Origin of the sequence: Acidaminococcus nyctereutis (genome assembly GCF_052216985.1) — a bacterium.
In the GTDB taxonomy this organism is placed as follows: Bacteria; Bacillota; Negativicutes; order Acidaminococcales; family Acidaminococcaceae; genus Acidaminococcus; species Acidaminococcus fermentans_A.
On record NZ_JBQOUY010000011.1, the window covers coordinates 1 to 24131 of the forward strand.

General features: G+C 53.3%; 26 protein-coding genes, 2 tRNA genes, 1 other RNA gene and 1 other annotated feature. Of the genes, 20 read left to right on the top strand and 9 right to left on the bottom strand.

What is annotated here, in order from left to right; genetic code table 11:
• Positions 1-48: 48 nt before the first annotated feature.
• The 3 genes from ACTUHY_RS06790 to rlmD form a co-directional block, all read right to left on the bottom strand.
• Positions 49-591 carry an SLC13 family permease gene (locus tag ACTUHY_RS06790; protein ID WP_442827110.1) on the bottom strand — a complete coding sequence of 181 codons (543 nt, stop codon included), beginning with the start codon at positions 589-591 and terminating at the stop codon, positions 49-51.
• 275 nt (positions 592-866) lie between these two features.
• On the bottom strand, positions 867-1790 hold the full coding sequence (locus ACTUHY_RS06795; protein ID WP_442827111.1) for an AraC family transcriptional regulator: 924 nt from the start codon (positions 1788-1790) through the stop codon (positions 867-869).
• Positions 1791-1805: 15 nt separating this feature from the next.
• Positions 1806-3182: a 23S rRNA (uracil(1939)-C(5))-methyltransferase RlmD gene (gene rlmD / locus ACTUHY_RS06800; RefSeq protein WP_442827112.1), complete on the bottom strand. Its 1377-nt coding sequence runs from the start codon at positions 3180-3182 to the stop codon at positions 1806-1808.
• A gap of 267 nt (positions 3183-3449) precedes the next feature.
• Here rlmD and ACTUHY_RS06805 point away from each other — a divergent pair, with 267 nt between their 5' ends.
• Both ACTUHY_RS06805 and ACTUHY_RS06810 read left to right on the top strand, forming a co-directional pair.
• Positions 3450-3842: a fluoride efflux transporter FluC gene (locus ACTUHY_RS06805; RefSeq protein ID WP_278673845.1), complete on the top strand. Its 393-nt coding sequence runs from the start codon at positions 3450-3452 to the stop codon at positions 3840-3842.
• A 30-nt stretch (positions 3843-3872) separates the two neighbouring features.
• Entirely contained in the window at positions 3873-4940 is a 1068-nt protein-coding gene (locus ACTUHY_RS06810) for a metallophosphoesterase (protein ID WP_442827113.1), read from the top strand.
• A gap of 9 nt (positions 4941-4949) precedes the next feature.
• Here the strand turns inward: ACTUHY_RS06810 and ACTUHY_RS06815 are convergent, their stop codons facing one another.
• Together ACTUHY_RS06815 and ACTUHY_RS06820 are read right to left on the bottom strand one after the other, a co-directional pair.
• Entirely contained in the window at positions 4950-5618 is a 669-nt protein-coding gene (locus ACTUHY_RS06815) for a uracil-DNA glycosylase family protein (protein WP_442827114.1), read from the bottom strand.
• An 85-nt stretch (positions 5619-5703) separates the two neighbouring features.
• Positions 5704-6366, bottom strand: a complete 663-nt coding sequence (locus ACTUHY_RS06820; RefSeq protein WP_278673842.1) for a Crp/Fnr family transcriptional regulator — start codon at positions 6364-6366, stop codon at positions 5704-5706.
• A gap of 129 nt (positions 6367-6495) precedes the next feature.
• Positions 6496-6727 (top strand) — a binding site (T-box leader).
• Positions 6728-6771: 44 nt separating this feature from the next.
• Here ACTUHY_RS06820 and ACTUHY_RS06825 point away from each other — a divergent pair.
• The 4 genes from ACTUHY_RS06825 (at position 6772) to ACTUHY_RS06840 (ending at position 9783) form a co-directional block, all read left to right on the top strand.
• Complete coding sequence (locus ACTUHY_RS06825; protein ID WP_278673841.1) at positions 6772-7695, top strand: homoserine O-succinyltransferase; 924 nt, start codon at positions 6772-6774, stop codon at positions 7693-7695.
• A gap of 11 nt (positions 7696-7706) precedes the next feature.
• Positions 7707-8186, top strand: coding sequence for a tRNA adenosine(34) deaminase TadA (gene tadA / locus ACTUHY_RS06830; RefSeq protein ID WP_278673840.1), 480 nt, complete (start codon positions 7707-7709; stop codon positions 8184-8186).
• A gap of 23 nt (positions 8187-8209) precedes the next feature.
• Positions 8210-8297, top strand: a tRNA-Ser gene (locus ACTUHY_RS06835).
• An 85-nt stretch (positions 8298-8382) separates the two neighbouring features.
• Positions 8383-9783 (top strand): FAD-binding oxidoreductase, encoded by a 1401-nt coding sequence (locus ACTUHY_RS06840; RefSeq protein ID WP_442827115.1) that lies wholly within the window; start codon positions 8383-8385, stop codon positions 9781-9783.
• Between the two features lie 233 nt (positions 9784-10016).
• Here the strand turns inward: ACTUHY_RS06840 and ffs are convergent.
• Together ffs and ACTUHY_RS06850 are read right to left on the bottom strand one after the other, a co-directional pair.
• An RNA gene (gene ffs / locus ACTUHY_RS06845) (signal recognition particle sRNA small type) lies at positions 10017-10116 on the bottom strand.
• Between the two features lie 52 nt (positions 10117-10168).
• Positions 10169-10259: transfer RNA gene (locus tag ACTUHY_RS06850), tRNA-Ser, on the bottom strand.
• 186 nt (positions 10260-10445) lie between these two features.
• Between ACTUHY_RS06850 and dnaX the strand changes: the two genes are divergently transcribed.
• The 8 genes from dnaX to ACTUHY_RS06890 are packed head-to-tail and all read left to right on the top strand — an operon-like array spanning position 10446 to position 18495.
• The gene (dnaX, locus tag ACTUHY_RS06855; RefSeq protein WP_442827116.1) at positions 10446-12431 is read left to right on the top strand and encodes a DNA polymerase III subunit gamma/tau; all 1986 of its coding nucleotides are present in this window, start codon (positions 10446-10448) and stop codon (positions 12429-12431) included.
• A gap of 34 nt (positions 12432-12465) precedes the next feature.
• Entirely contained in the window at positions 12466-12798 is a 333-nt protein-coding gene (locus ACTUHY_RS06860) for a YbaB/EbfC family nucleoid-associated protein (protein ID WP_022487406.1), read from the top strand.
• A 15-nt stretch (positions 12799-12813) separates the two neighbouring features.
• A complete protein-coding gene (gene recR / locus ACTUHY_RS06865; protein WP_442827117.1) occupies positions 12814-13410 on the top strand; it encodes a recombination mediator RecR in 597 nt (198 codons plus the stop codon).
• A gap of 52 nt (positions 13411-13462) precedes the next feature.
• Positions 13463-13708, top strand: coding sequence for a pro-sigmaK processing inhibitor BofA family protein (locus ACTUHY_RS06870; RefSeq protein ID WP_442827118.1), 246 nt, complete (start codon positions 13463-13465; stop codon positions 13706-13708).
• Between the two features lies 1 nt (position 13709).
• Positions 13710-14108 carry a GtrA family protein gene (locus ACTUHY_RS06875; RefSeq protein WP_278673834.1) on the top strand — a complete coding sequence of 133 codons (399 nt, stop codon included), beginning with the start codon at positions 13710-13712 and terminating at the stop codon, positions 14106-14108.
• A 22-nt stretch (positions 14109-14130) separates the two neighbouring features.
• On the top strand, positions 14131-15075 hold the full coding sequence (locus ACTUHY_RS06880) for a diacylglycerol/lipid kinase family protein (protein WP_442827119.1): 945 nt from the start codon (positions 14131-14133) through the stop codon (positions 15073-15075).
• A gap of 10 nt (positions 15076-15085) precedes the next feature.
• Positions 15086-17116, top strand: a complete 2031-nt coding sequence (locus tag ACTUHY_RS06885; RefSeq protein ID WP_442827120.1) for an LTA synthase family protein — start codon at positions 15086-15088, stop codon at positions 17114-17116.
• A gap of 20 nt (positions 17117-17136) precedes the next feature.
• Positions 17137-18495, top strand: coding sequence for an MATE family efflux transporter (locus tag ACTUHY_RS06890; protein ID WP_442827167.1), 1359 nt, complete (start codon positions 17137-17139; stop codon positions 18493-18495).
• Between the two features lie 83 nt (positions 18496-18578).
• On the opposite strand, the gene ACTUHY_RS06895 is transcribed toward ACTUHY_RS06890, so the two are convergent.
• Positions 18579-19151: a chromate transporter gene (locus ACTUHY_RS06895; RefSeq protein ID WP_442827121.1), complete on the bottom strand. Its 573-nt coding sequence runs from the start codon at positions 19149-19151 to the stop codon at positions 18579-18581.
• Entirely contained in the window at positions 19151-19690 is a 540-nt protein-coding gene (locus ACTUHY_RS06900) for a chromate transporter (protein WP_442827122.1), read from the bottom strand. Before ACTUHY_RS06900 ends, ACTUHY_RS06895 begins: the two co-directional genes overlap by 1 nt.
• Positions 19691-19926: 236 nt before the next feature.
• Here ACTUHY_RS06900 and ACTUHY_RS06905 point away from each other — a divergent pair, with 236 nt between their 5' ends.
• Genes ACTUHY_RS06905 through atpF form a run of 6 tightly spaced genes read left to right on the top strand, consistent with a single transcriptional unit; the run spans position 19927 to position 24125 of the window.
• Positions 19927-20940, top strand: a complete 1014-nt coding sequence (locus tag ACTUHY_RS06905) for a glycosyltransferase family 4 protein (protein ID WP_442827123.1) — start codon at positions 19927-19929, stop codon at positions 20938-20940.
• Positions 20941-20957: 17 nt separating this feature from the next.
• Positions 20958-22124, top strand: a complete 1167-nt coding sequence (gene wecB / locus ACTUHY_RS06910; RefSeq protein WP_347567761.1) for a non-hydrolyzing UDP-N-acetylglucosamine 2-epimerase — start codon at positions 20958-20960, stop codon at positions 22122-22124.
• Positions 22125-22130: 6 nt separating this feature from the next.
• The gene (locus tag ACTUHY_RS06915; protein ID WP_442827124.1) at positions 22131-22571 is read left to right on the top strand and encodes a hypothetical protein; all 441 of its coding nucleotides are present in this window, start codon (positions 22131-22133) and stop codon (positions 22569-22571) included.
• Positions 22572-22598: 27 nt separating this feature from the next.
• Entirely contained in the window at positions 22599-23306 is a 708-nt protein-coding gene (atpB, locus tag ACTUHY_RS06920; protein ID WP_442827125.1) for a F0F1 ATP synthase subunit A, read from the top strand.
• Positions 23307-23334: 28 nt separating this feature from the next.
• Positions 23335-23592 carry an ATP synthase F0 subunit C gene (gene atpE, locus ACTUHY_RS06925; RefSeq protein ID WP_276690976.1) on the top strand — a complete coding sequence of 86 codons (258 nt, stop codon included), beginning with the start codon at positions 23335-23337 and terminating at the stop codon, positions 23590-23592.
• 41 nt (positions 23593-23633) lie between these two features.
• Positions 23634-24125, top strand: a complete 492-nt coding sequence (gene atpF / locus ACTUHY_RS06930) for a F0F1 ATP synthase subunit B (protein ID WP_442827126.1) — start codon at positions 23634-23636, stop codon at positions 24123-24125.
• Positions 24126-24131: the final 6 nt, after the last annotated feature.

Sequence of the window (24131 nt, forward strand, 5' to 3'; positions counted from 1 at the left end):
ATGCGGAGATGATGGCATCTAATACGCCGTCTGAACTGAGAAGAGCCGCTATCCGGCAGCAAAATATGGCGGCAGCATAGTGTTTTGAATACCTAAAGGAAATTTACACACAAATATGGACTTGACTGCACTCAATGGTAGGGCGCAGCAGCAGACTATGCAGACTACAGACAGAGGATACATAGTTTTTGAGGGACTGATGTGAAAAGATTCCGACATTACATAGCACATAGGAAAGACAATACTGAAAACCGCCAGAGGACTGTTGAGAAAATTAGTAAGCAAAAAGGCAATTAGCAAATAGCCTAGATAAGCTTTTTTAAAAGAACCACCGGAAATGCGAACAATATAAGCAGATAGACTATCAATGAAGCGGGTGCGGTTTAACCCAGCTGCTACAATGAACATTGTGATGATAACGATATTGTTGGCATTGCCAAAACCGGCCAGAGCATCTTTTGCTTTCAAGCAGCCGGTGAAGACTAGTATCATCATAGTGCTGAGGGCCGTGACACCCATAGGAAATTTATTCCAAGCAAAACATAACATGGACAGCACGAAGATGATGACACAGATAACTAGACTACTCATAGAAGACACCTCCCTGTTGATTGATGCTTCTATTATGCAAGGAAAGAACAAAAAATTCTTTTCATAACTTTACAAATTTATCAGAAATCATAGAAGATTATACTCAGCTCTTTAGTAAAAGATAAAGAAAAAAACTAAAAAATATACCACTTATTAGATAAAAATCCCAGCAAAAATAAAAGTTTGTCTGCTTTTGTTTTGAAAAAACAGACAAACTTTATCTAAAATATCGACTGGTATATTTTTTAGATTTTCTGAAATAATTTGTTTGCAGATTATTTATAACTTCGGAGTTTTTCCATGATTTCTAGGTCCGTATCTTCTACGTATTTTTTTTGATAGTTTTCTGTGTCTCGGAAAGTGACGTGCTGGAGAAAGTTACGGTAGTCAGAAGGGGAACGACCGAAAATTTCCCGGAAATAATTGTTGAAGGATTTTAGATTCTGAAAACCGTTGTCATAGGCGATTTCCATAATCTTTTTATCTGTCCGATCCAATTCTCGAGTAGCCTCCCGCAGTCGTTTACGGCGAAGGTAATCGTAAAAATTGAGCCCGATTGTCTTCTTGAAAAGCTGAGATACGTAACTAGGATTGTAGCCCCAAAATCGGGCTGCGCTTTCCAAGGAAATGTTTTCCCTGTAATGGGTGTTCAGATATTCCGTGAATTGGTGGAGTCTAGTCATATTACGAGATGTTATAGAAACGTTCTCTTTTGTATTGAAAGTGATAAAATGCTTGACTAGAAGTAGCATCAGATAGAAAAAATATCCGTCAAAATACAAGGAGAATGTGTTTGGTTCCTTATACTGGTGAAGTAGCATCTCTGCTAAAATTTTTCGGATTTCCAGAAATTTTTTTTTGTTTCTATTGGTGCTGTCCGTATAAAGGGCAAAAACCAAATGCTGAAATTCTGTTCCGTATTGGGTAAAAAAATCCGGATTGATATGGAGTAAAAGCGCAGTACTGTTCAAATCTCGAGCTAGCGTGGCGTGACCGGCTAAGGAATTGATAAGAAGAAGGTCATCTTCTTCCAAGGTATATAAATGACCGTTGCTACTCACATCTACTCGACCCTTTAAAATCAGCAACAGTTCGATTTCTTTATGCCAATTGTAGTGAAAAGAACCAATACGGTAAACGTATTCGCTACAGACTAGATTTCGTGAAGGAATTCTGTAGTCACAACAGAGAAGTGGCATAGCGGATTCCTCCCTTTACCGCAGCGTCAGCAGACAGACAGTTTCCACATGGCTGGTGTGGGGGAACATGTCCACGGGCTGGACCTTCCGGACCACAAAGCCTTTGTCCCGGAGAATGGCTGCATCCCGGGCCAGGGAGGCCGGATTGCAGGAAACGTACACCACCCGCTGGGGGCGGACTTTGGCAATGGCTTCCAACACCCGTTGTTCACAGCCGGCCCGGGGCGGATCCAGGACCACTACATCGGGACGGCTGCCCTGGCGGACCAGTTCCGGCATCTCTTTGGCTGCATCGCCACATAAAAAGTCCACATTGGCTACCTGATTGTCCCGGGCATTCTGCCGGGCATCCCGGATGGCCGGTTCCACGATTTCGATGCCCAGGGCCCGCTGGGCCTTCTGGGCCAGGAACAGAGTGATGGTGCCTGTGCCGCAGTAGGCGTCGATGACCTTCTCCTTTCCGGTAAGGGCTGCATACTGGAGGGCAGTTTCGTAAAGCTTTTCCGCCTGGAGGGTATTCACCTGGAAGAAGGAATGGGGCGAGATGGTGAAGGTGAATTTCCCCAGTTTGTCGTGGATCACTCCAGGACCCCAGATGATTTTGTTTTTCGGTCCCATGATCACATTGGTGTGGCGGGTATTGATGTTCTGGACCAGGGTGGTGAAGCCGGGGATTTCTTGGCGGAGCAAGGAGGTCAAGTCTTTCAGATGGGGGACCTGGGGTTCGTTGGTCACCAGTACGGCCATCACTTCCCCGGTCTGGACGCCGACCCGGCCCATGATGTGGCGGACGATGCCTCGGCGGGCATCTTCTTCCAATGCCGGGATCCGGTATTTTTCCATCCAGGACCGGACCGTTTGGACGATCCGGTTGTTGGCCTGCTGCTGGATCAGGCAGTCCTTCACATCGATGACCCGATGGGTGCCCTGGGCATAGCAGCCGATGGCCAAGGTATGGTTCCGTCCCTGGGCGGCTGGTACCTGCATTTTATTCCGGTAATGCCAAGGGTCTTCTGCCCCTAAGGTTTCCTGGACACTGAGCTTGGTGAAATGGCCGATCCGTTCCAGAGCATCTACTACGGTCTGGCGTTTCAGGGCCAGCTGGGCTGGATAGGACAGATGCTGGAGCTGGCAGCCGCCACACTGGGCATAAACGGGACAAGGGGGCTTTACCCGATCAGGAGAGGGGACCAGCAGCTTCAGCAGCTTAGCCTGGCCGTAACTCTTTTTCAGCAGGGTCACCTGAGCTTGGATCCGTTCCCCGGGAAGAGCGCCGGGGACAAAGAAGGTAAAGCCGCTGACTTTGCCCACTCCTTCCCCTGAGCTGCCCAATCCGGTGACGGTCAGTTCGATATTTTCTTTGAGTTTGAAGGGTATCTTATTTTCTTTCATAATACTGTCATTATACCGTTGTCCCCGGTCAGGCGCAATGTTTCCAGGGGAAAAGTCCTTAAATAGCAGGAAAGAACAGGAAAAGTCAGAAAGTCAATCAATCCTGCAGATAATCAAATGAATTGACAAAATACATCGTTTTTACTATCATAATAATATAGAAGGACGCTGGGAATGGATTCAGCGCCCGTTTTTTCAAATCAGGGGAAAAAGGGTGCAGCTGGGAGGCGTGATTTTTACTGGTATTTTTATGAGGGGGACAAGTTTATGATGTGGAAACAAGATGCACTGCTGCTGCTTTATGTGGCCCTGGGGGGTGCCCTGGGGTCTGTGGCCAGATACCTGGTGGCCGCAGCCCTGAAAGGAGTCTGGAGCAATCATTTTCCTTGGGAAATGGTCTTCGTGAATACCTTCGGCTGTATCCTGGTGGGGTTCTTTGCCGCCTTTCTGTATACTAAATTCCCGCATCCTCGGTGGGCCATGCTGCTGTATTGGGGATTCATCGGCGGCTTCACGGCCTTTTCTTCCTTTATCAAGGAAGGACTGCATTTCTTTCTCCACGGGGATCATATGACGGGGTTCTTGTATCTGCTGCTCCAGAACACCTTGGGCCTTGTGGCAGCCAGTGTGTCTTTCTGGGCAGGGAAAACTTTTTTCTAAAGGGATGATCGTAGGGTGAAATCTTTTTTCATGACGCTGCTCCTTATAGGCCTGGGCGGTTCGGCGGCTATTTGGGCCATGTACCGGACAGGCCTGTCTTTTTTGCGTCCCTTCTGGACTCTTGGGGTATTCCTGCTGATGCCACTATGTTTCGTCCTCAGCAATGTATATCTCCATGCCCTGCCTCGGCCAGCTATCCGTTTCCTGGCCTGGACCGGCGGCCTTTGGATGGGCTTCCTCTATTATTCGGTGCTGGGGCTGTGTCTGTTCCTGCCGGCTCTGCTGCTGGGGAAACTGGGCCGCTGGCCGCTGTTGGCCCCTCGGGTGGTGCAGGTCCTTTCTGTAGGCATAGTCTGCCTGATCCTGGGAGGCTGCTGGCAGGCTCTCCATCCAGTGGTCAGGAATTTGGAGTATGTGACGGATAAACCCATTCCGGATCCTTACCGGATCGTCTTTGTGTCGGACCTCCATTTCGGCGGTCTTTTCGGGACATCCTATGGAGAAACCCTGGTCCGGAGGATCAACGGCCTGGAGCCTGACCTGGTCCTTTTGGGAGGGGATATGGTGGACGGCGACCTTCCTTTTCTCCAGCAGGAAGGCAGCCTGGCTCCTTTGGCCCGGCTCCAGAGCCGGGACGGGGTGTACGCTGTTTATGGCAACCATGATAAGAGGATGGGGACGGAAATGGTGGAGCGGGTTCTTCTGGAATCGGAAGGCATCCGTTTTGCCGTGGATGAGAACCGGGCGGTGAATCCTTGGCTCAGCCTGACTGGGATGGATGATTATCTGTTCGGGGACCGAAAGGCTGCTTTCCAGCCGGAAAAGGGCAAATTCAATGTCTTTATGGAACATGAACCCCGGCGGATCCAGGACGCGGCCGACCAGGGATATGACCTGTATTTCGCCGGCCATACCCATGCAGGGCAGATGGCTCCCAATCGGCTGATCACCCGGAAAATGTACTTCCTGGATTACGGTTCCGAAATGGTAGGACGGATGCTGGCTACGGTGTCCAGCGGCTATGGCCTCTGGGGCGTCCCCATCCGCATCGGTCCCAAACCGGAAATCGTCGTTGTGGACATCAAAAAAGCAGATTGAGCGGCATGCTCAATCTGCTTTTTTCTTTTGGCCGCTGACAGTTGACCATTGACTGCTGACCGGCGGTGCTGCCTGGAGCAGCACCGCCCCATACATCTCCGCCTTCTTCTCCAGCTTCATGGGATAGGCCCGGGAGGTGGAAGGCAGGCGGGTCAGGAGCAGTTCCCGTCCATCCAGGACAATGGGAAGGGAGGTCCCGGTCCGGGGCAGTTTAGGGGGATTGATGCATTGGTGGAGGACGATTTCTGTGGCTTTTTCTCCGGTGGTGATCAGCTGATGGCAGCTGGAAATCTGCTGGAGCATGGCGGCCAGCGGCGCTTCTTCCACCACATGGAGGAATTTATCCGAGGCATTGCCCTTTTGCCGCTGGGCCCGGAGCACAGTGGGCCCCAGGGCGATCCCGGCTTGGCTTAGGAAGGCCTTGATCTTTGCGGCATCAAAAGCCTTGGCCTGCCCTTTCCGGAAGTGGTCCGGGTCTTTGAAATACACCATTCCTATGATCCGCCATATGTCATTCTGGAAATTGGGGTAATAGAAATCCATAGCCCGTTTTTCCGCTGCAGGAGGAAAAGTCCCCAGGATCAGCACCCGGGCCCCTGCCGGCAGGAAAGGCGGAAAAGGATGCACCTCCACCGGGATCCCCGGCAGGATTTCTCCTGTAAGCTCCATTTGTTTCATGACAATATCGCTCCTTTTCATTCAGCGCCGGCAGAACAGAAAGCCGGCATCCAGCGGCCATTGATCATTGACCATTGACAGCATTTTACTCCTCTTTCAGCAGCTTGAAGCTTTCCTTGTGGTATTCCAGGATGCCCTCTTTCTGCATCTTGCTCAGTTCGTTGCTGAGAGCACTCCGGTCTACGCTCAGATAGTCCGCCATCTGCTGCCGGTTGAAGGGGACCGTGATGATTTTTTTCTTCTGCTGGGCAGCTAGGAAAGACAGGTAGGAAAGCACCCGTCCCCGGATGGATTTGGAAGAAGTATGGAGGATCCGCCGGGAAAGGGACAGATTCTTCCGGGCCAGGATGTGGAGCAGGTTGTCGCTGATCTGCTGGTGCTGGGGACAGCTGCGGGAACAGGTGTGGAACACCTTGGAAAGGTCCATCATCAGGACAGTGGTATCTTCTGCTGCCAGCACATTGATCAGCAGAGGTTCGTTTTCTGCGCAGGCATAGGCTTCCGCAAAGAGCTCACCGGGGCCGATCTGTCCTAGGAGATTCCGGTTGCCCCATAGATCATCGTTTTCAATGATGACTTTCCCGGAAAGGACCATACTGACCGTATGGACTACATCTCCCGCATAGTGGATGTAGGAACCTTTTTGATAAGAACGGACCGTACCGCCCAGACAGTGCATCCGGACTTCGATCTCTGTGGGGGGGACATTTTTAAATAAGGCCGTTTGGGCCAGGAATGCAGTATCCATCATTTTCCTCCGTTGTTATAACAACATAAATACTACCCTCAGTATACGGCTGATCCTCTGGAAATGCAAGGGGAGGAAAAACTTGACGAATGGATTTTTCTGTGATAAATTGAAAGCAATTTAACAGACAGACCTGCGATGAAAAGAAGAGTACCTTTTGCAAGCCGGCACAGAGAGCTTCCACCTGGGTGCAAGGAAGAGCGGCGGAAAAGGGGAACATGGCCTTGGAGCAGATGATTGAACAGCAGTAGGTCATCCGGGAGTGCCCGTTACCGCACTGGAGCATCCGAATCTTCGTGTGCTCGAGAGGCCTGGTTCGCCAGGCGAAGCCGGGTGGTACCACGATGCTTTCGTCCCTGCAGGGGCGGGAGCTTTTTTTTATGGATGAATAAAGGAGTGAGCGCAATGCCAATCAAAATCGACAGCCACCTTTCCGCTAAGGAAAAACTGCGGGAAGAGAATATCATCACCATTGATAACGACCGGGCCATGACCCAGGACATCCGTCCTTTGAAAATCCTGATCCTGAACCTGATGCCCTTGAAAAAGCCTACGGAACTGCAGCTGCTGCGCCTTTTGGGCAACTCTCCCCTGCAGCTGGAAATCGACTTCTGCCGGCCGGTGAGCCGGGTGGGGACCCATACGGATAATTCCTACCTGGAATCCGCCTATCTGGAATTCAGCGATGTCCAGGATCGGTATTACGATGGTCTCATCGTTACCGGGGCCCCTGTGGAAAAAATGGAATTCGAAGAGGTGGAATACTGGGGAGAAATCGAAGAATACCTGGAATGGGCCCGGACTCATGTGTATTCCGTGCTCCATTACTGTTGGGGCGCCCAGGCCGGCTTGTACTATTATTATGACGTACCAAAGATCATGTTCCCCCAGAAACTCTGTGGTATCTATCCCTATGGCCTGACTGTCCGGAACCATCCGTTGCTCCGGGGCTTCGATGACCGCTATTTCATTCCTCAATCCCGGTATACCACGGTGGACGACGCCAAAGTGTACAGCACCTCGGATCTCCAGGTGCTCAGCCGCAGCGTGGAAAACGGCATCAACATCTGTGCTACAGCCGATCTGCGCCGGATCTTCGTCATGGGTCATTTCGAATACGATCGGATGACTCTGCGGGATGAATACGTCCGGGATCGGGAGAAAGGACTGGAACCGTCTCTGCCCAAACATTACTATCCCACCGACGATACCACCCAGGAACCTCTGTTCAAATGGTGCAGCTATGCCCATCTGTTCTACCTGAACTGGCTGAACGTGGTGTACCAGGATACGCCTTATGACCTGCACAAGCTGACCAAGAGGGAGTAGGAGGGATTAGGATGGACCGGATCACAGGGAGCTGCCTAGCTGCGCGCTCAGATGTGCACTTCATGGAAATGGCTCTGGAAGAAGCCCGGCAGGCGGCCCGGGAAGGAGAAATCCCCGTGGGGGCCGTCTTGGTCCGGGAGGGGCAGGTGCTGGCCCAGGATCACAACCGCAGGGAACAGGACCGGGATGCCACGGCCCATGCAGAGATCCTGGTAATCCGGCAAGCCTGCCAGCTGCTCCAGCGCTGGCGGCTCAGTGATGTCACTCTGTATGTGACCTTGGAACCCTGTCCCATGTGCGCCGGAGCCATCTGGAATGCCCGCCTGGGACGGGTGGTATATGGGGCCTGGGACAGTGCAGCAGGGGCTTGCGGGTCCCAGTTCAACCTGCCGGCCCATGGGTCCCTGAATTTCCGGACGGAGGTCACGGCAGGGGTTCTGGAATCGGATTGCCGAAAAATTTTACAGGATTTTTTGAAAGCACGGCGCTAAGTATGGTATAATAAAACTCTCATGGATGGGTGTCCGAGTGGTCGAAGGTGCTTGACTCGAAATCAAGTGTACCGCAAGGTACCGAGGGTTCGAATCCCTCCCCATCCGCCAGCCATGGGGGCTGCTGCGCATGCAGCAGCCCCTTTTTACTATAAAAAATGCAGGGGCCATTGGCTCGCAAAGGAAGGAAAGAAGCATGAAAACGTATCAACCCATTACCGGGGAAGTCCTGGCTGAACTGCGCAGCATTGTAGGAGAGAAGTATGTCTGGACGGATCCGGAACATCTGGAACAATATAAAACCGACGAAGAGACCGATCCCCGGAAGTTCCATCTGCCAGAAGCGGTGGTTTCCCCTGGCTCCACAGAAGAAATCGCTGAAATCCTGAAACTGGCCAACCGGGAACAGTTCCCGGTAACGCCTCGGAGCGGAGGGACCAGCGTGTCCGACGGAGCCATCCCCGTGTGTGGAGGACTGGTGCTCCTGATGGAACGGATGGATAAGATCCTCAAAGTGGATCCGGAGGGCATGTATCTGGTAGCCCAGGCTGGCGTCCGTACCCTGGATGTCCAGCGGGCCGCCAGGGAAAAGGGCCTTTTCTATGCCGGGGATCCCTGCAGTGCTGACAGCTGCCTGATCGGGGGCAACCTGGCTACCAATGCTGGCGGCGACAAGGCCGTACGCTATGGCACTACCCGGAGTCAGGTCCACGCTGTCGAAGTGGTGTTGCCCAACGGGCAGATCGCCCGCCTGGGGACCCGGTGCAAAAAGAACTCCACTGGTTACTGTCTGGATCAGCTGGTGATCGGCAGTGAAGGGACCCTGGGAATCATCACGGAAGTGACCTTGAAACTGCTGCCTCTGGCTCCCTATAAAGCCGATGTGCTGGCCATCTTCACTGATCAGGCCAAGGCTACGGGCATCGTACCTGTCCTGCTGCGGGAAGGGCTGGACCCCACCAGCGTAGAATTCATGGATAATGCCTTTGTCCGGTCTGCCAGCGACTATTCCCAGCTGAACCTAGGCCATTACGAGGATGGCTCCTATGTGATACTGACCTTGGAATGTTTTGACGAAGAGGAACTGGACAAAAAACTGCTCAAATTGGACGGACTGTGCCGGAGCCATGGGGCAGCGGATGTGCGGGTGGCCGATGACCGGGTATGGACCCTGCGGAAGAATTGTCTGGAATCTACCCGGGTGCTGAGCAAAGTCATGACCAGCGATGATTTCGTGGTCCCTCTGGATAAAATCGCCCAGGCCATCGATGCCCTGTCCGCGGAAGCCAATAAATACCCCTTCCGAGTGTTCACCCTGGCCCATGCAGGGGACGGGAATCTCCACTTCGCTATCTTGAAGGGAGAACTGTCCGATACGGAATGGGAACAGGCTCTGGGGGCTTTCCATGAAAAAGCCTATCAGTACATCTATGCCATGGGCGGGAAACTCAGCGGAGAACATGGTATCGGGGCCAAGAAAGTGGAGCAGCTGGCCCGGCTGGCGGATCCGGGAGAGCTGTATATGATGGAAACCATCAAAAAGGCTCTGGATCCGCTGGATATCCTGAATCCCGGAAAGGTATTGGAAGTGTACTAAAAAAGGGGGTGTGAAAGAATTCACACCCCCAGTCACGGGCCGCGAGTCACGGGTCACGAGCTTGGAAGTTCAACCCGGTTGTTCCTTTTCTATAGAATGATAAGGGAAAATCGAATGAAATTTGGAAAACCGGATCTTTGGGCTGTAGCAACAAGCCCGCGACTCACGGCCCGCGACAAAAAAAGACTGTTGCGCGGGCAACAGTCTTTTTTCTTTATTTTCCCGGCGGGCTGCAGGGGCAGGCACCCCTGCGGCACATGGGGGTATCTGCTTATTGCTGCTTCCTTCCGGACCTGACAAGATTCACAGGCCTCCATTGCGCAGGACCCACTCCTGCAGTCCGCCGGAAAAATAAAAGCCGCACGACGCAGCTGATTGGATAAAATGGCGGAGAGTGAGGGATTCGAACCCTCGATACGGTTACCCCGTATACACGCTTTCCAGGCGTGCTCCTTCAACCACTCGGACAACTCTCCAGGTTGAATTGCTGATGTACAGCTATTCAGTTTGTACAGCCGTCTGAACGACAACCGCGAGTAACAGTATATCGAATTTACAATCTGTTGTCAAGATGTTTTTTGGGAGATTTTCAGAATCTAGTTGAAGTCCCAGCCAAAAACAAGGTATAATAGCAAAGGATCAAAACAGAAAGGATGGGAAAGATGGCTTACGTTGCATTATACCGTACCTGGCGTCCCCAGGATTTCGATGATCTGGTGGGACAGGCTCCCATCAAGAAAGCCCTGACCAATGCCCTGGAAACAGGGAGGATTTCCCATGCTTATCTGTTTGCCGGCCCGCGGGGCACCGGAAAGACCAGTACGGCGCGGATCCTGGCAAAAGCCCTGAACTGTGAGAAGGGGCCTACACCCCATCCCTGCAACCAGTGTGAGAACTGCCGGGAAATCACGGAGGGGACATCAGGCGATGTCATCGAAATCGATGCGGCCTCCAACCGGGGTATCGATGAGATCCGGAAGATCCGGGAACAAGTCTATTTTGCGCCGGTTTCCAGCCGGTACAAAGTGTACATCATCGATGAAGTCCATATGATCACCACCGATGCTTTCAATGCCCTGCTGAAGACCCTGGAAGAGCCCCCGGAACATGTGGTATTCATCCTGGCTACCACGGAGCCCCAGAAGATCCTCAATACCATCCTGTCCCGGTGCCAGCGGTTCGATTTCCGCCGGGCTACGGTGGATGAGATCGCGGCTCATTTGGCCAAAGTGGCCGAGGGCAGCCATATCCAGGCGGAACCGGAAGCCCTGCGCCTGATGGCCATCCAGGCAGACGGAGGACTGCGGGATGCCCTGAGCCTTTTGGACCAGTGCAGCATCATGGCCGATCGGGTGACGGAAGAGACGGTCCGCCAGGTCCTGGGCCTGGTAGGGCGGGAAAAGCTCCGGGAATTGATCATCCGGATCGGCCATAAGGACTTGGCCGGCGCCTTGGATACGCTGGGGCAGCTCTTGGAACAGGGAAAGGAAACGGAGCAGATCTTGGGGGAAATGATGGAATACTTCCGTGCCCTGCTGCTGTTCCAGGCAGACCGGGAATACCAGGAAATCTATCTGACGGATACCCGGGAAGCCTTGGAACAGACGGCGTCCCTTTTTACTTCCAGCCAAATCATCGCTGCTGTGGAGCGGCTCCATGAAGCCGTGAAAGAAAGCAAGTATTCCCTGCGGAAAAAGATCGTGGGAGAACTGTGTCTGTTCGATCTGTGTCAGAATCGAGGGAATACCGAAGCAGCTCTCCTGGCTCGGATCGACAGCCTGGAAAAACAGGTGGCGGCTTTGGAACAGGGAGGGCTTCCAGTGGCGCCGGCAGTCCGTCAAGCTGTCCCCGTCCAATCCGCTCCGGCTCCTATGGCCGTCCAGCCGGCGCCAGCAGCACGCTCTGCTTCTCCGGTTCGCCGGGAACCTGTCCCGGCTGCTGCGCAGCAGTCCAAGGATCCACGGGCTGCCTTTGCCCGGATGGCGGCTGCAGTCCGAAAGGAAGAAAAAAGGCCCAGCCAGCCGGCTGCTCCGGCGGCAGGGGTTCCGGCTTCCCGCCCGGCTCCGGTCTCCCGCCCCGGACTGGCAGCCACTGGACCCGATACTGGCCAGGGACCCTGCTTCGACGGCAGTGGCCGGGCTTTGGGAGAACAGCTCTGGCAGCAGGTGCTCCAGGGCTTGAAGCGGCGGCGGAAACGGACCTTCTTGGTCTATGCAGAAATGGCTCGGGTGGCCGATTATCAGGACCGGGAACTGCTCCTGGCGGTCAATTCTTCCTTCGAAAAGGAAAGATTGGAGGACTCGGCTTTCAAGACACTGATCCAAGACATCCTGAAAGAAACTACGGGAGAGGCTGTCCGGCTCCAGGTGGTTCAGCAGGAGGGGGAAATCTCTCTGCATAAACCCAGGGAAAAGGCTCCTGCTCCTGCAGAGACGGTATCGTATCCGACAGCTTCTCCGGAAGAGAGCATCCCCTTGCCCTCCGAACCGCCGGTCGAAGCGGAACCTCCCCTGGCATCGGGCAGCCAGGAACCCCAGATAGCAGCTACAGCAGCCGATCCCACCCCACAGCCTGTAAAGAAAAGGGAACTCCCTGAAGGCGTGAAAAAAGCCATGCAGGTCTTTGGCGGTGAAGTCTATAAAGAGTAAGAAAAAACGATAGGAACTATGAGGAGGAAACAGAATGTTTAAAGGTGGAATGGCTATGAACGGCATGCAGGGCATGTTGAAAAAAGTCCAGAAGATGCAGAGCGAGATGACGAAACTCCAGGAAGAACTGAAAGAACGGGAAGTGGAAGGTACTGCCGGCGGAGAGGCTGTCAAAGCCGTGGTCAACGGGAACAAGAACCTGGTCAGTCTGACCCTGTCCCCGGACGCCGTGGATCCAGAAGATGTGGAAATGCTCCAAGACCTGATCGTCACGGCTGTCAATGATGCCATGAAAAAAGTAGATGAAATGACGGAAAAAGAACTGGGCAAAGTCACCGGAGGACTGAAACTGCCCGGGATGTTCTAAAGGACGGTTCCGGGCATGCGGATGGTAAAACCTCTGGCACGGCTCCATGAACTGCTGCGGAAACTGCCGGGAATCGGTTCCAAATCGGCCCTCCGTCTGGCCTATCATGTGCTGGATATGAAGCGGGAAGATGTGGAAGCCCTGGCTCATGCCCTGCTGGATGTGAAGGACCATGTCCATCTCTGCCACCAGTGTTTCGACTTGTGCGAAGGGGATCTGTGCGAAATCTGTCAGGACAAGGAAAGGGACCGGAGCCTGGTGTGCGTGGTGGAACAGCCTCAGGATGTAGCGGCCATGGAACGGACCCGGGGGTACCAGGGCCTGTACCATGTGCTCCATGGGGTCCTGTCTCCTTTGGATGGCGTGGGACCGGATCAGCTGAAGATCCGGGAGCTGCTGCTCCGGCTCCAGAAGGGCGATGTAAAGGAAGTCATCATTGCCACCAATTCTGATGTGGAAGGAGAGGCTACGGCCAATTATCTGGCGGGGCTGATCCGTCCTACGGGAATCACAGTGAGCCGGATCGCTCACGGACTTCCGGTGGGCGGCGATTTGGAGTACGCTGACGAACTGACCTTGTACAAGGCTCTGGAGAACCGGCGGGAAATCTAATCCTTCCAAGGCAGCCGCAAGACGGCAAATTCTGGAAAGGCGGTCGAATATCATGGAAATATGGCTGGCAGGAGGGGCAGCACTGGTTGTCCTGTTCCTGGTCATCAATATGTTTTCTCTTTCCCTGAAGCTGTTGTGGAACGGTATCTGCGGGGTGGTCCTGCTGTGGATGTTCAACCTGCTGGGTGGAATCTTCGGCATTACGATCCCCATCCATTTCATCTCCGCTCTGGTGGCCGGCTTTTTTGGCGTCCCTGGGGTGGTGCTGATGCTGCTCTACCAGCTGATGGGGCACTGAAATGCTGCAAAAATCAAAGAATGAAAAGATCCGTGTCCTCTGTTATCTATGCATCGGGGGCACGGCTGCTTTGTTTGAGTGGGGACTGGTCTATCTGTTCAACCGCTGCTGGGGGTGGAACTATCTCCTGGCAACAGCAGCGGCCTATCTCTGCTCTACAGTATGTCACTATGTGGCTACGAATATCTGGGTCTTTACCAGCGGAGTGCGGTACAGCAAAAGCAAGGAATTCTCATTGGTCCTGGTGGTTTCTACCCTGGGGCTGGTATTTAATGTGCTGCTGATGCGGATCTTTGTGGGAGGGCTGGGCTTCCCGGTGATGGAGTCAAAGGTGGCAGCTTCAGCGCTGGTGACCATTTGGAACTATTTTTCCAGGAAGAAATGGATTTATGCTAAATAAAAGGAAATCATAGGAGATCATCATGCTGCGTCATAAAGTAGATATCAACGCTTTCCAAAGAGTCATCCTGGTCCACAACCATAATTCTGGAAAGCAGAATTTTTTCAACGGGATCCACAACAATGTGGAAAGCATTGCCCGGCAGCTCATGCGGCTGTATGGGTCAGAACGTTTCCAGTACGTGACGGTGGGTACTTTTGCAGAAACCCAGGCTGTAGGGAAAAAAATCTGTGCCGAAAAGATCCAGTGGGTCATCGTAGCCGGTGGGGATGGAACCCTTCGGGCTCTAGTGGAAGAATGTGTGGATCAGGATTATTGGCCTTATGTGAGCATTTATCCGGCTGGTACGGTGAATCTGGTGGCCAAGGAACTAATGCAGAAAACCGACGTCCACAACTGGATGTACCGGGTCTCCAAAGGGGTGACTACGCCGGTCTGCCTAGGGCGGGCCAACGACCGGATATTCCTGACAGTAGCCGGGATCGGGGTGGATTCCATGGTGGTGCAGCAGGTGACCCCCAAAGAGAAGAAATACCTTTCTACTTTGGCCTATGTGCGCCAGAGCGGACGGGTGCTGGGGAATGAAATGCTCCTCCACAACTGGAAATACCGGTTCCAGGTGATGATCAACGGAGATGGGGTCTGGCATCAGGCCAGCTCGGTCATCGTGACCAAGAGCCGGTATTATGCGGGACGTTTTTCTCTGGTCAATGGCGGGTCTCTGTCCAATCCCACCATGCATGTTTGTCTCTTCACCAAGGGCAGATGTGTGGATTTCCTCCGATATACGGCGCTGATCGCCGCAGATATGCTGACCTTGGACAAAAGTGTGGAAATCTATCCGGCGCAACAGGTGGATATCCGCTGCAATGTGAAGAAATTCGCAGCAGAGCTGGATGGGGATGCAGTGGTCAATTCTCCCCTGTCCCTGATGCTGCTACCTAAATCCTTAGAGTTTATTTCTTGAGAGGCTGCCAGTGAAGAAGAAAGTGATTTATGGAGTGATCCTGCTCCTGTGTTTTGCAGCGGAAGCCTATTACCGCTGGAATTTCCTCAAAGAGATTGTCCCATTTCCCTGGGCTGAATTCTGGTATCATACCCTGAACTATTTCTGCCGGGATCTGCTGCTTTCCTGGGTGGTGATCTTCCTGTATGTCCAGCACCGGAGAATCCGGGACCGGGTGAAACGGTATTTCCCTGTGGTGGTCACGGGAGTCCTGTATCTAGCAGATGCCTTCTTCATGGTATCTTATCTGGAACTAGATCCTGGTTTCATGACGACTCTTTCCGTGTTGGCCGGACTGTTCAATAACATCGTACTGGTGCTCCTGGCGGCCATGTGCTACCATCACTGGCCCAACCGGATCCTGAAGGCCGTCTATTTCCTGGTCTACTATGTGACTTGTATCTTGATCCTGGGGGACGGGATCTATTTCTGGAATACCTCCATGCATGTGGAGAGCGTCTTATTCGACAACTTGAATATCTATGCTGCCAAAGGGATCCTGAGCACTACAGAGAATTGGCAGCTGGGGCTGATCGGAGCGGTCTTGCTGGCGTTCATCCCCTTGTTCCGGGTCAGCCGGCCCCGGCGGCAGAAACCCAATCTGCCCTGGTCCCTTTTGTGCGTGGTGCTGTTTGCCCTGGGACTCAACGGATCCTACCTGCTGCTGGCGGAAGGGGTCTACCATGCGGCGGACAGTGTGAGCGGACTGGATATCGAAGTGGATATGGAAAAAAGCCGGAAGCCCACCCGGGCCATGGTGGCCTATCCCATCAACGTGAACTTCTTCCACAAAGCTTTCTTCAAAACCGACAAGGTGGTCCATGATCCCTGGAAATACCAGGAACGGACCCTGTCGGAGAAGGACAAGGCTGCTCTGGAAGAACTGGGGATCCTGCCCAAACAGAAAATCGTACCCCGGAAGCAGTCGGCTTACGACCGGGTGGTGATGCTGATCCTGGAAAGCGTCCACCGTGACTACCTCCATCATTACAACCCCAGCATCCCGGCGGATGCTACGCCTTATCTGGATTCCCTGCTGAAAAAATATCCCCGGATCGATCATTATTATTCCTCTGCTGTACCTACCACCCAGGGACTCAATGCTACTTTCCGGTCCCAGCTGGTCTACGACAAGGACTTGCCCGGCGAGCGGCAGCCCTCCCTGTTCCGGAGCCTCCAGCAGGCCGGTTATGCAGGGTATTTCATCAATGCTTCCAGCCGGTACTATGCCAATGAATACCGGGAATATCCTGCCCAGTTTGGGATGGAACACTATCTGGCGAAAGAAGATCTGGGGAACATGGGGTACAAGGGGGCCAGCGGCTGGGGCTTCCACAACGACGTCATGTATGATGTGGCCCTGAAGACCCTGGCGGAACATCGTGGCCAGAAGCTGTTCCTGGTGTGCAAGACCCTGGACATGCATCAGCCCTATCCCTATTACGGATATACCTATGCGGAGATGCCGGAAGATGTACGGGATAACGGGACTGCTACCGTTTGCGGCATGTACTGGGTGGATAAGACCATCCAACATTTCTTCGAAGAAGCTTCCAAACAGGGGCTGATGGATGACCGGACCTTGTTCATCGTGACAGCTGACCACAATCCCCATTCTGGCGGGGAATATAAGACCCTGGTGAGCAATCCTCAGGACAAGCAGAGCGTGGCCCCCATTCCGGTGATCTTCATTTCGAAGAACCTGGCGCCGCTGGCAGAACTGGACGGATCCATGTATGCCAGCCAGCAGGATATGGCTCCTACTCTGCTGACCCTGCTGGGGCAGCCGGTGCCTCCGGAATTTTTGGGGCGGGACCTGCTCCAGACAGTGCCTCATCCCTATGCTCTGGGGTATTTTGGCGGCAAAGCTTATTATTATTCGGCTGACCGGAGTTTCGTGGCTACCCTGGATGAAGAGAAGCCGGATACGGAAGAAAAGGATGCCCTGGCCAACTACATCATGTACGGCTATGTAAAGAGGCATATCGAGTTTATGAGGTAGGAGTTGATTGGTTGACTGCAATGACGTTTACGGGAACCGGTACTTTCCGTTCCCGTCTGAAGAAGATCCTGGGAGTGATGATCCCCATCCTGATCACCCAGCTCTGTATCACGGGGATGAGCCTTTTCGATACGGTGATGAGCGGCCATGCCGGGACCTCTGAACTGGCCGGGGTAGCCATCGGCACCAATGTGTGGATGCCGGTGTTCACCGGGCTCAATGGGATCCTCCAGGCTTTGACCCCTATCGTGGCCAACTACCGGGGAGCACGGCAGTTCCAGAAGATTTCCGGAGCTGTGGCCAGTGGTCTGGCCCTGGCCTGTGCCCTGGCCGTGACGGTGATCGGGGCCGGTTCCCAGTTGCTGCCTAGGATTCTGGACACCATGAGCCTGGATCCGGAAGTCAGGACGGTAGCTTTCCGGTACCTAGGCTTCGTAGCCTGGGGCATCCTACCTTTATTCTGTGCCAATATCCTCCGTTCCTTTGTGGACACCATGGGATATACCCAGATGACCATGCGGCTCTTCATCTTGACCATGCCGGTGAATACCTGTATGAACTATATCTTTATCTTCGGCAAAATGGGAGCTCCGGCCCTGGGAGGTCCGGGAGCCGGAGTAGGGACGGCCATCACCTGCTGGCTGCTCTTCCTCTCCTTCGCTTTCCTGGTGATCCGGTTGCAGGTATTCCGAGATTTTCATGTATTCCGGACTTCCGGTTTTTCATTCCGCCATATCCGGGAACATCTGCGCATCGGCATCCCCATGGGGTTAGCCATCTTCTTGGAAACCAGCTTCTTCGGAGTGGAATGCCTGCTGGTATCCCGGTTCGGGACCGTGGTGGTGGCAGCCAACCAGGCGGCCATGAGTTTCTGCAATATGCTGTACATGGTGCCCCTGAGTTTTTCCCTGTCACTGACCATCATCGTAGGAGCCTATGTGGGAGCCCGGGATTTTGTTCAGGCCAAGGCCTATGCAGATACGGGACGGCTGTCTAACATCCTGATCGGGGCTTTCTTCGGCTGCTGTCTGTTCCTGGGCAGAGGGCTGATTGCCCGGCTCTATACGGCGGATCTGAATCTGATGGATCCCATCATGCACTTCCTGACCTTTGCCGTAGCCTTCCAATTCTTTGACAGCACGGCTGCGCCCATCCAGGGTGTCCTCCGGGGCTACAAGGATGTAAAGGCCACTTTTTATTCCGCTTTGGCGGCTTATTGGGGCATTGCCCTGCCCTTTGGGTTGTTCCTGGACCACGGGCTCCACAAGGGCCCGGACGGTTATTGGCTGGGGCTCATCACCGGTATTTTCTTCTCCGCCGCCTTCCTGAGCCTGCGGCTGCGGTATATGGAACGCAAAAAAAAGGAGGCTGTTGCATAAGCAACAGCCTGTCATAAAGCGCATGACGACTGACGTATGACGAAGGGGATGTTGCACAAGACATGCAACATCCCCTCTTTTCCTTACCCCGCAAAATGGAATACCACCCCTACCACAGCCGAAGCGGCCAGGAAGGCGATGGGATGGATTTTTTTGTATCGGTTGGTGAGCAGGAACAGGATCACAGCCAGCAAGATGGAGGGCAGGTTCAGCAGCCCAGCCATGTTTCCCGTTTTCCAGGCTTCGGGATGGAGCAGGGTGACCCGGGCGACCAGGAACCCGGCTGCAGCGATCAGACCGGCGGAAGCGGCCCGCAGTCCGTACATTACGGCTTTGACATATTTGCTGTCTCCGAATTTCTTCAAGAACTGGGAAACGATGATGATCACGATGACGGAAGGAGTGATAAGGCCCAAGGTTGCGATCACAGCCCCGGAAAGGCCGGTGATATGATACCCTACATAGGTAGCCGTATTGACTCCGATGGGACCAGGTGTGGATTCAGAGACGGCGATCATGTTCAGCAGGTCCGTCTCTGTGAACCAGCCCGTAGCAGCTGAGAGTTTAGTCAGGAACGGGATAGTAGCCATGCCTCCGCCGATGGCGAACAGCCCGATCTTAAAAAATTCACAAAAAAGGTGGAAGAAAAGCCCCATTACAATGCACCTCCTGCTTTTTTTGCTGCCAGGCCAACCATTCCGGAAAAGACAACCAGCCAGGCAGGAGAAAGGGTGGAGAATAAGTTGATCCCCATGACCGCTAGGAACAGCAGACAGGTCAGTTTATCCACCAGGGCTCCTTTAGCCAGCTTCTTGATAGCATTGAAGATCAGCACACAGACGCAGACCCGGATGCCGGCAAAGGCATCTTTGACGAATTGGATCTGGGAAAAATTGGAAAGGAAAGCAGCAATCACCGTGATGATCACCAGAGAAGGGAAGACTACGCCTAAGGTAGCGACGATCCCGCCAGGGATCCCTCTTTTCTTCATCCCGATGAAAGTGGCCGTATTGACGGCGATGACGCCAGGGGTACACTGTCCCACAGCATAATAATCGGCTAGTTCCTCCTCGGTAGCCCAATGGTATTTTTCCACGACCTCTGCCTGGAGAATGGGGAGCATGGCATAGCCCCCTCCGAATGTGACGGCTCCGATACGGGCAAATACCGTGAACAGCTGGATCAGTTCATCCATAGAAACACCTCCGATGGTCTTCAGTTTATCACGTGACAGAAGGACTGTAAACCGAAATGACAGGATTGAAACAAGAAAATATGGTAAAATTGTCCCCAAGGAGCAGGGGAAGAAATTGTAGATTTTCCCAAACTGTACTATAATAAATCTGTATGAGTGAAAAAGTAGGATAATATCACCGAGAAAAGGGAAAATAGATTTTCCCTGGGCGGGAAATCCGCAGAAAGGCTTGTTTTGTGAAGACATATTTACTGGCATTGAGCATATCGCTGATCATCAGCTGGGTCCTGACACCCTTTGTGAAGAAACTGGCATTCCGCATCGGAGCAGTGGACCGCCCCAATGCACGGAAAGTCCATCATCGGATCATGCCACGGATGGGAGGCCTGGCTATTTATCTTGGGTTCATGGCAGCTGCTGTCGTCAGCATGGAATTGACCCGGGATGTGGTGGGGATCTTGTTGGGCGGCACGGTGATCGCCATCGTAGGGATTTTGGATGATATGTTCCAGCTGGCAGCGAAAGTCAAGCTGGTCGGCCAAATTGTGGCAGCCTTGGTCCCGGTCTGCTTCGGGATCCGGATCGAGTGGCTCAACAATCCCTGGGGCGGCTATTTTTATTTGAATTATCTTTCCATCCCTTTTACCGTGTTCTGGATCGTCAGCTTTACCAACGTGGTGAATCTGATCGATGGACTGGATGGCCTGGCAGCCGGTGTATCTGCCATTGCCTCTGTCACCATCATCATGGTGGCCCTGCAGCAGGGGCTGTATCCGGTGGCTGTCCTGACGGCGGCTCTGGCGGGGGGCATCATCGGCTTCATCCGGTATAATTTCAATCCGGCTACCATTTTCATGGGGGACACAGGGAGCCTTTTCCTGGGGTATATGCTGGCGGCCATCTCCATTTTTGGAGCGGTGAAGAGTGCAGCTACCATTGCCCTGCTGGTCCCTGCCATTGCGTTGGGCCTTCCCATCATGGATACAGCGTTTGCCATTGTACGCCGTTATAAAAACGGGCGGCCGATCTTCAGCCCGGATAAAGGCCATATCCATCATCGTCTGCTGGCCATGGGCTTCAGTCAGCGGCAGGCTGTGATTTTCATGTATTTGATCAGTGCAGGGCTCTGCCTTACGGCGGTGCTCCTGACAGAAATGGAGGGGATCTATGCCATTGCGCTGCTGGTATTCCTGCTGGCAGTGATTTTCATTGGTGCTCGGAAAATAGGAATTTTACAGGATAGATCATGAAATAGGGGCGAAGGAAAATGAACAAATTGAAAGTCATGACGATTTTTGGTACCCGTCCGGAAGCCATCAAGATGTGCCCGCTGGTACTGGAAATGAAAAAGTATCCGGATATGCTGGAGCCCATCGTTGCGGTGACAGCCCAGCACCGGGAAATGCTGGATCAAGTGCTGGACTTGTTCCAGATCAAACCGGATTATGATCTGAACATCATGACCGCAGGCCAGACTTTGTATGATGTGACCAGCCGGGCCTTGATGGGCCTGAAGGAAGTCCTGGAACAGGCACAGCCTGATCTGGTCCTGGTCCATGGGGATACCACGACTACTTTTGTGGGTGCGCTGGCTTCTTTCTACAAGCAGATCCCTGTGGGCCATGTGGAAGCGGGGCTCCGGACGGGGAACAAATATTCTCCGTTCCCGGAAGAGATGAACCGGAAACTAACGGCAGCCATCACAGACTTCCATTTTGCACCGACGGCTAATGCCAAGGCCAATCTCCTGAAGGAAAATATCAAAGAGGATAGTATCTATGTAACCGGGAATACGGTGATCGACGCCCTCCAGGCTACGGTGAAGGATTCTTTCGACTTCCATAATCCCAAACTGGAGGAAGCCATCCGTTCTGACCATAAACTGATCCTCATGACTACCCATCGGAGAGAGAATCTGGGCGCGCCCATGCGCCATGTTTACCAGGCCTTGAAAGAAGTCCTGAAGGACAATCCCCAGGCGGAAGCCATCTTCCCCATGCACAAGAATCCCAAAGTGCGGGAAGTAGCAGAAGCGGTCTTGGGGAAAATGGATCGGGTCCATCTGCTGGAACCTATGGAGTATGAACCTTTTGCCAACCTGATGGCCCGGGTAGATATTGTTTTGACGGATTCCGGCGGCATCCAGGAAGAGGCTCCTGCTTTGGGCAAACCAGTCCTGGTGCTGCGCAGTACAACGGAACGCCCGGAGGCTGTTGCCGCCGGTACAGTGAAACTGATCGGCACTGGGAAGGAAGATGTGTATGCTGCCACCTGCCGTCTTCTGAACGATGAAAAATATTACCGGTCCATGGCAGAAGCTGTCAATCCCTATGGGGATGGGCAGGCTGCCAGCCGGATCGTCACCTATCTGCTCCATACCCATGGGTATCCTGTGGAACTGATGCCGGAATTCCATGGGGGACAGCAAGAGTAGCCGGAAATGGATTTCCGGAAAGCAGTTCCGGGAACTCCCGACGGGAATCTGCTCCAGCTCTTGGGAGGACAGCTTCGGAGCCTCTTCCGGAAACAGGCGGTACTGGCCGGCTGCTTCCTGGTCCTGGCTCTGGTGTCAGGAGGGGATGGCCGAGGGGCCGTTTTGGGAACGGCTGCCGGGCTGTCCGATACATTCCTGGTGCTGTGGGGAATCCACCGGGGCATGCGGAAGGAGCCTGGAAAAGCGGCCCTTGCCATGCACCGGACCATGTTTTGCCGCATTGCCGTCCTCCTGTGCTGGACACTGCTGGCCCTGCGGTACCGGTGGCAGTCGGTGCTGGTCATGGCCGGTTTCCTGATCTTGAATGTGGGGTTGATCATCCAGATGGCCCGGTGCCGTCTTGGATGCCGGGAACCCTGGATGTCCAGAGTTTCCGATAAAAAATAAAAATCTTGTAAAGGAAGTGATACGTATATGGGAATTGCAGAAGCTGCAAGTTCGGAAGTCATCCATTATGGGACTACAGAAGTCCTGCCGGGGATCAGCCTGAATATGCAGACCCTCTATATGTCCTGGCTCACCATGCTGATCGTGGCCGCAATCGTCTTTGCCGCCACCCGCCGGGTGCGGGAGATTCCCTATGGAATCCAGAATTTGGTGGAGATGATCGTTGAGTGGCTGGAGAAATTGATGGATGCCAACCTTGGGGTAGAAGGACGCCGGGTGGCCACGCCTTTTGTCCTGACGCTGTTCCTGTACATCTTTGTGGGGAACGAGCTGGGGCTGATGCCTTCTGTGGGCGTGCATCTGTCTTCACCGACCAATGACATCAACGTGGCACTGGGACTTTCCATTACGGTCGCCGTTGCCACCTATATCATTGGGGTCATCCAGCAGGGGCCCAGATACTTCAAACATCTGGTTTCTCCCTTTGCCCTGATGCTCCCGCTGAACATCATCGAAGAACTGGCCAAACCGCTGACCATGGCTCTGCGTCTTTTCGGGAATATCCTGGCAGGGGAAATCCTGCTGGCTGTGCTGTATATGCTGGTACCTTGGGTGGTACCGAACCTGTGGATCGGTTTCAGCCTGATCATAGGTTTTCTCCAGGCTTTCATCTTTACGATGCTGACCGTGATTGCCCTGGCTCCGATTTTTAAGCAAGTCCATTCCAACAAATAAAAGTCTGGAAAAAGAAAGGATGTAAAAAATGATAGACAACAATACCCTGATCATCATCGCTTCTATTTTGGGCGCAGCCTTAATTGGCGTAGGTGCTTCTTTCGCGGCTACCCGAGGGGACTCCACCGTTGCCTCCAAAGCCTTGGAATGTATGGCCCGGCAGCCGGAACAGGCCGGCAGCTTCCAGGTGAACATGCTGATCGGTATCGGCTTGGTCGAATCCATCCCCATCATTGCTTCCGTTATCGCTATCGTCCTGGTATTCGCCAATCCTTTTGTTAAATAAAAGAATGGGGAGAACCGTGGGGAGAAAGGAAGTGGTCGGGAATGGTAAGTATTAACTATACACTGATTGCCCAGGTGGTGAACTTCATCATCCTGCTGTGGGTGCTGGCGAAGTTTGCCTATAAGCCTCTTTTGAAGGCTATGGATGACCGCCGGACGAAGATCGTCAAGGATATGGACCAGGCGGATCATGCCCGGAAAGAGGCTGAGGAACTGAAGGCGGAATATGTCACCCAGCTGAAGAATGCCAAGAAAGAAGCCAACGATATCATTTCCAAAGCCAATGCTATGGCCCAGGAGCTCCATGATGAAGCGCTGGCCAATGCCCAGAAGGAGCGGGAGGAACTGCTGGCCTCCGGACGGCAGACTGTGGAAATCGAAAAGAAAAAAGCCCTGCTGGATGTCCGGGAACAGATCATCGCTCTGAGTACGGAAATCGCCGGACGGGTACTGCAGGAAAAACTGACTTCAGCAGAAGATCAGCAGCTGGTTGCCAGGATCACCGATGAAACCCTGGCTGCACAGAAAAAATAAGAAGTC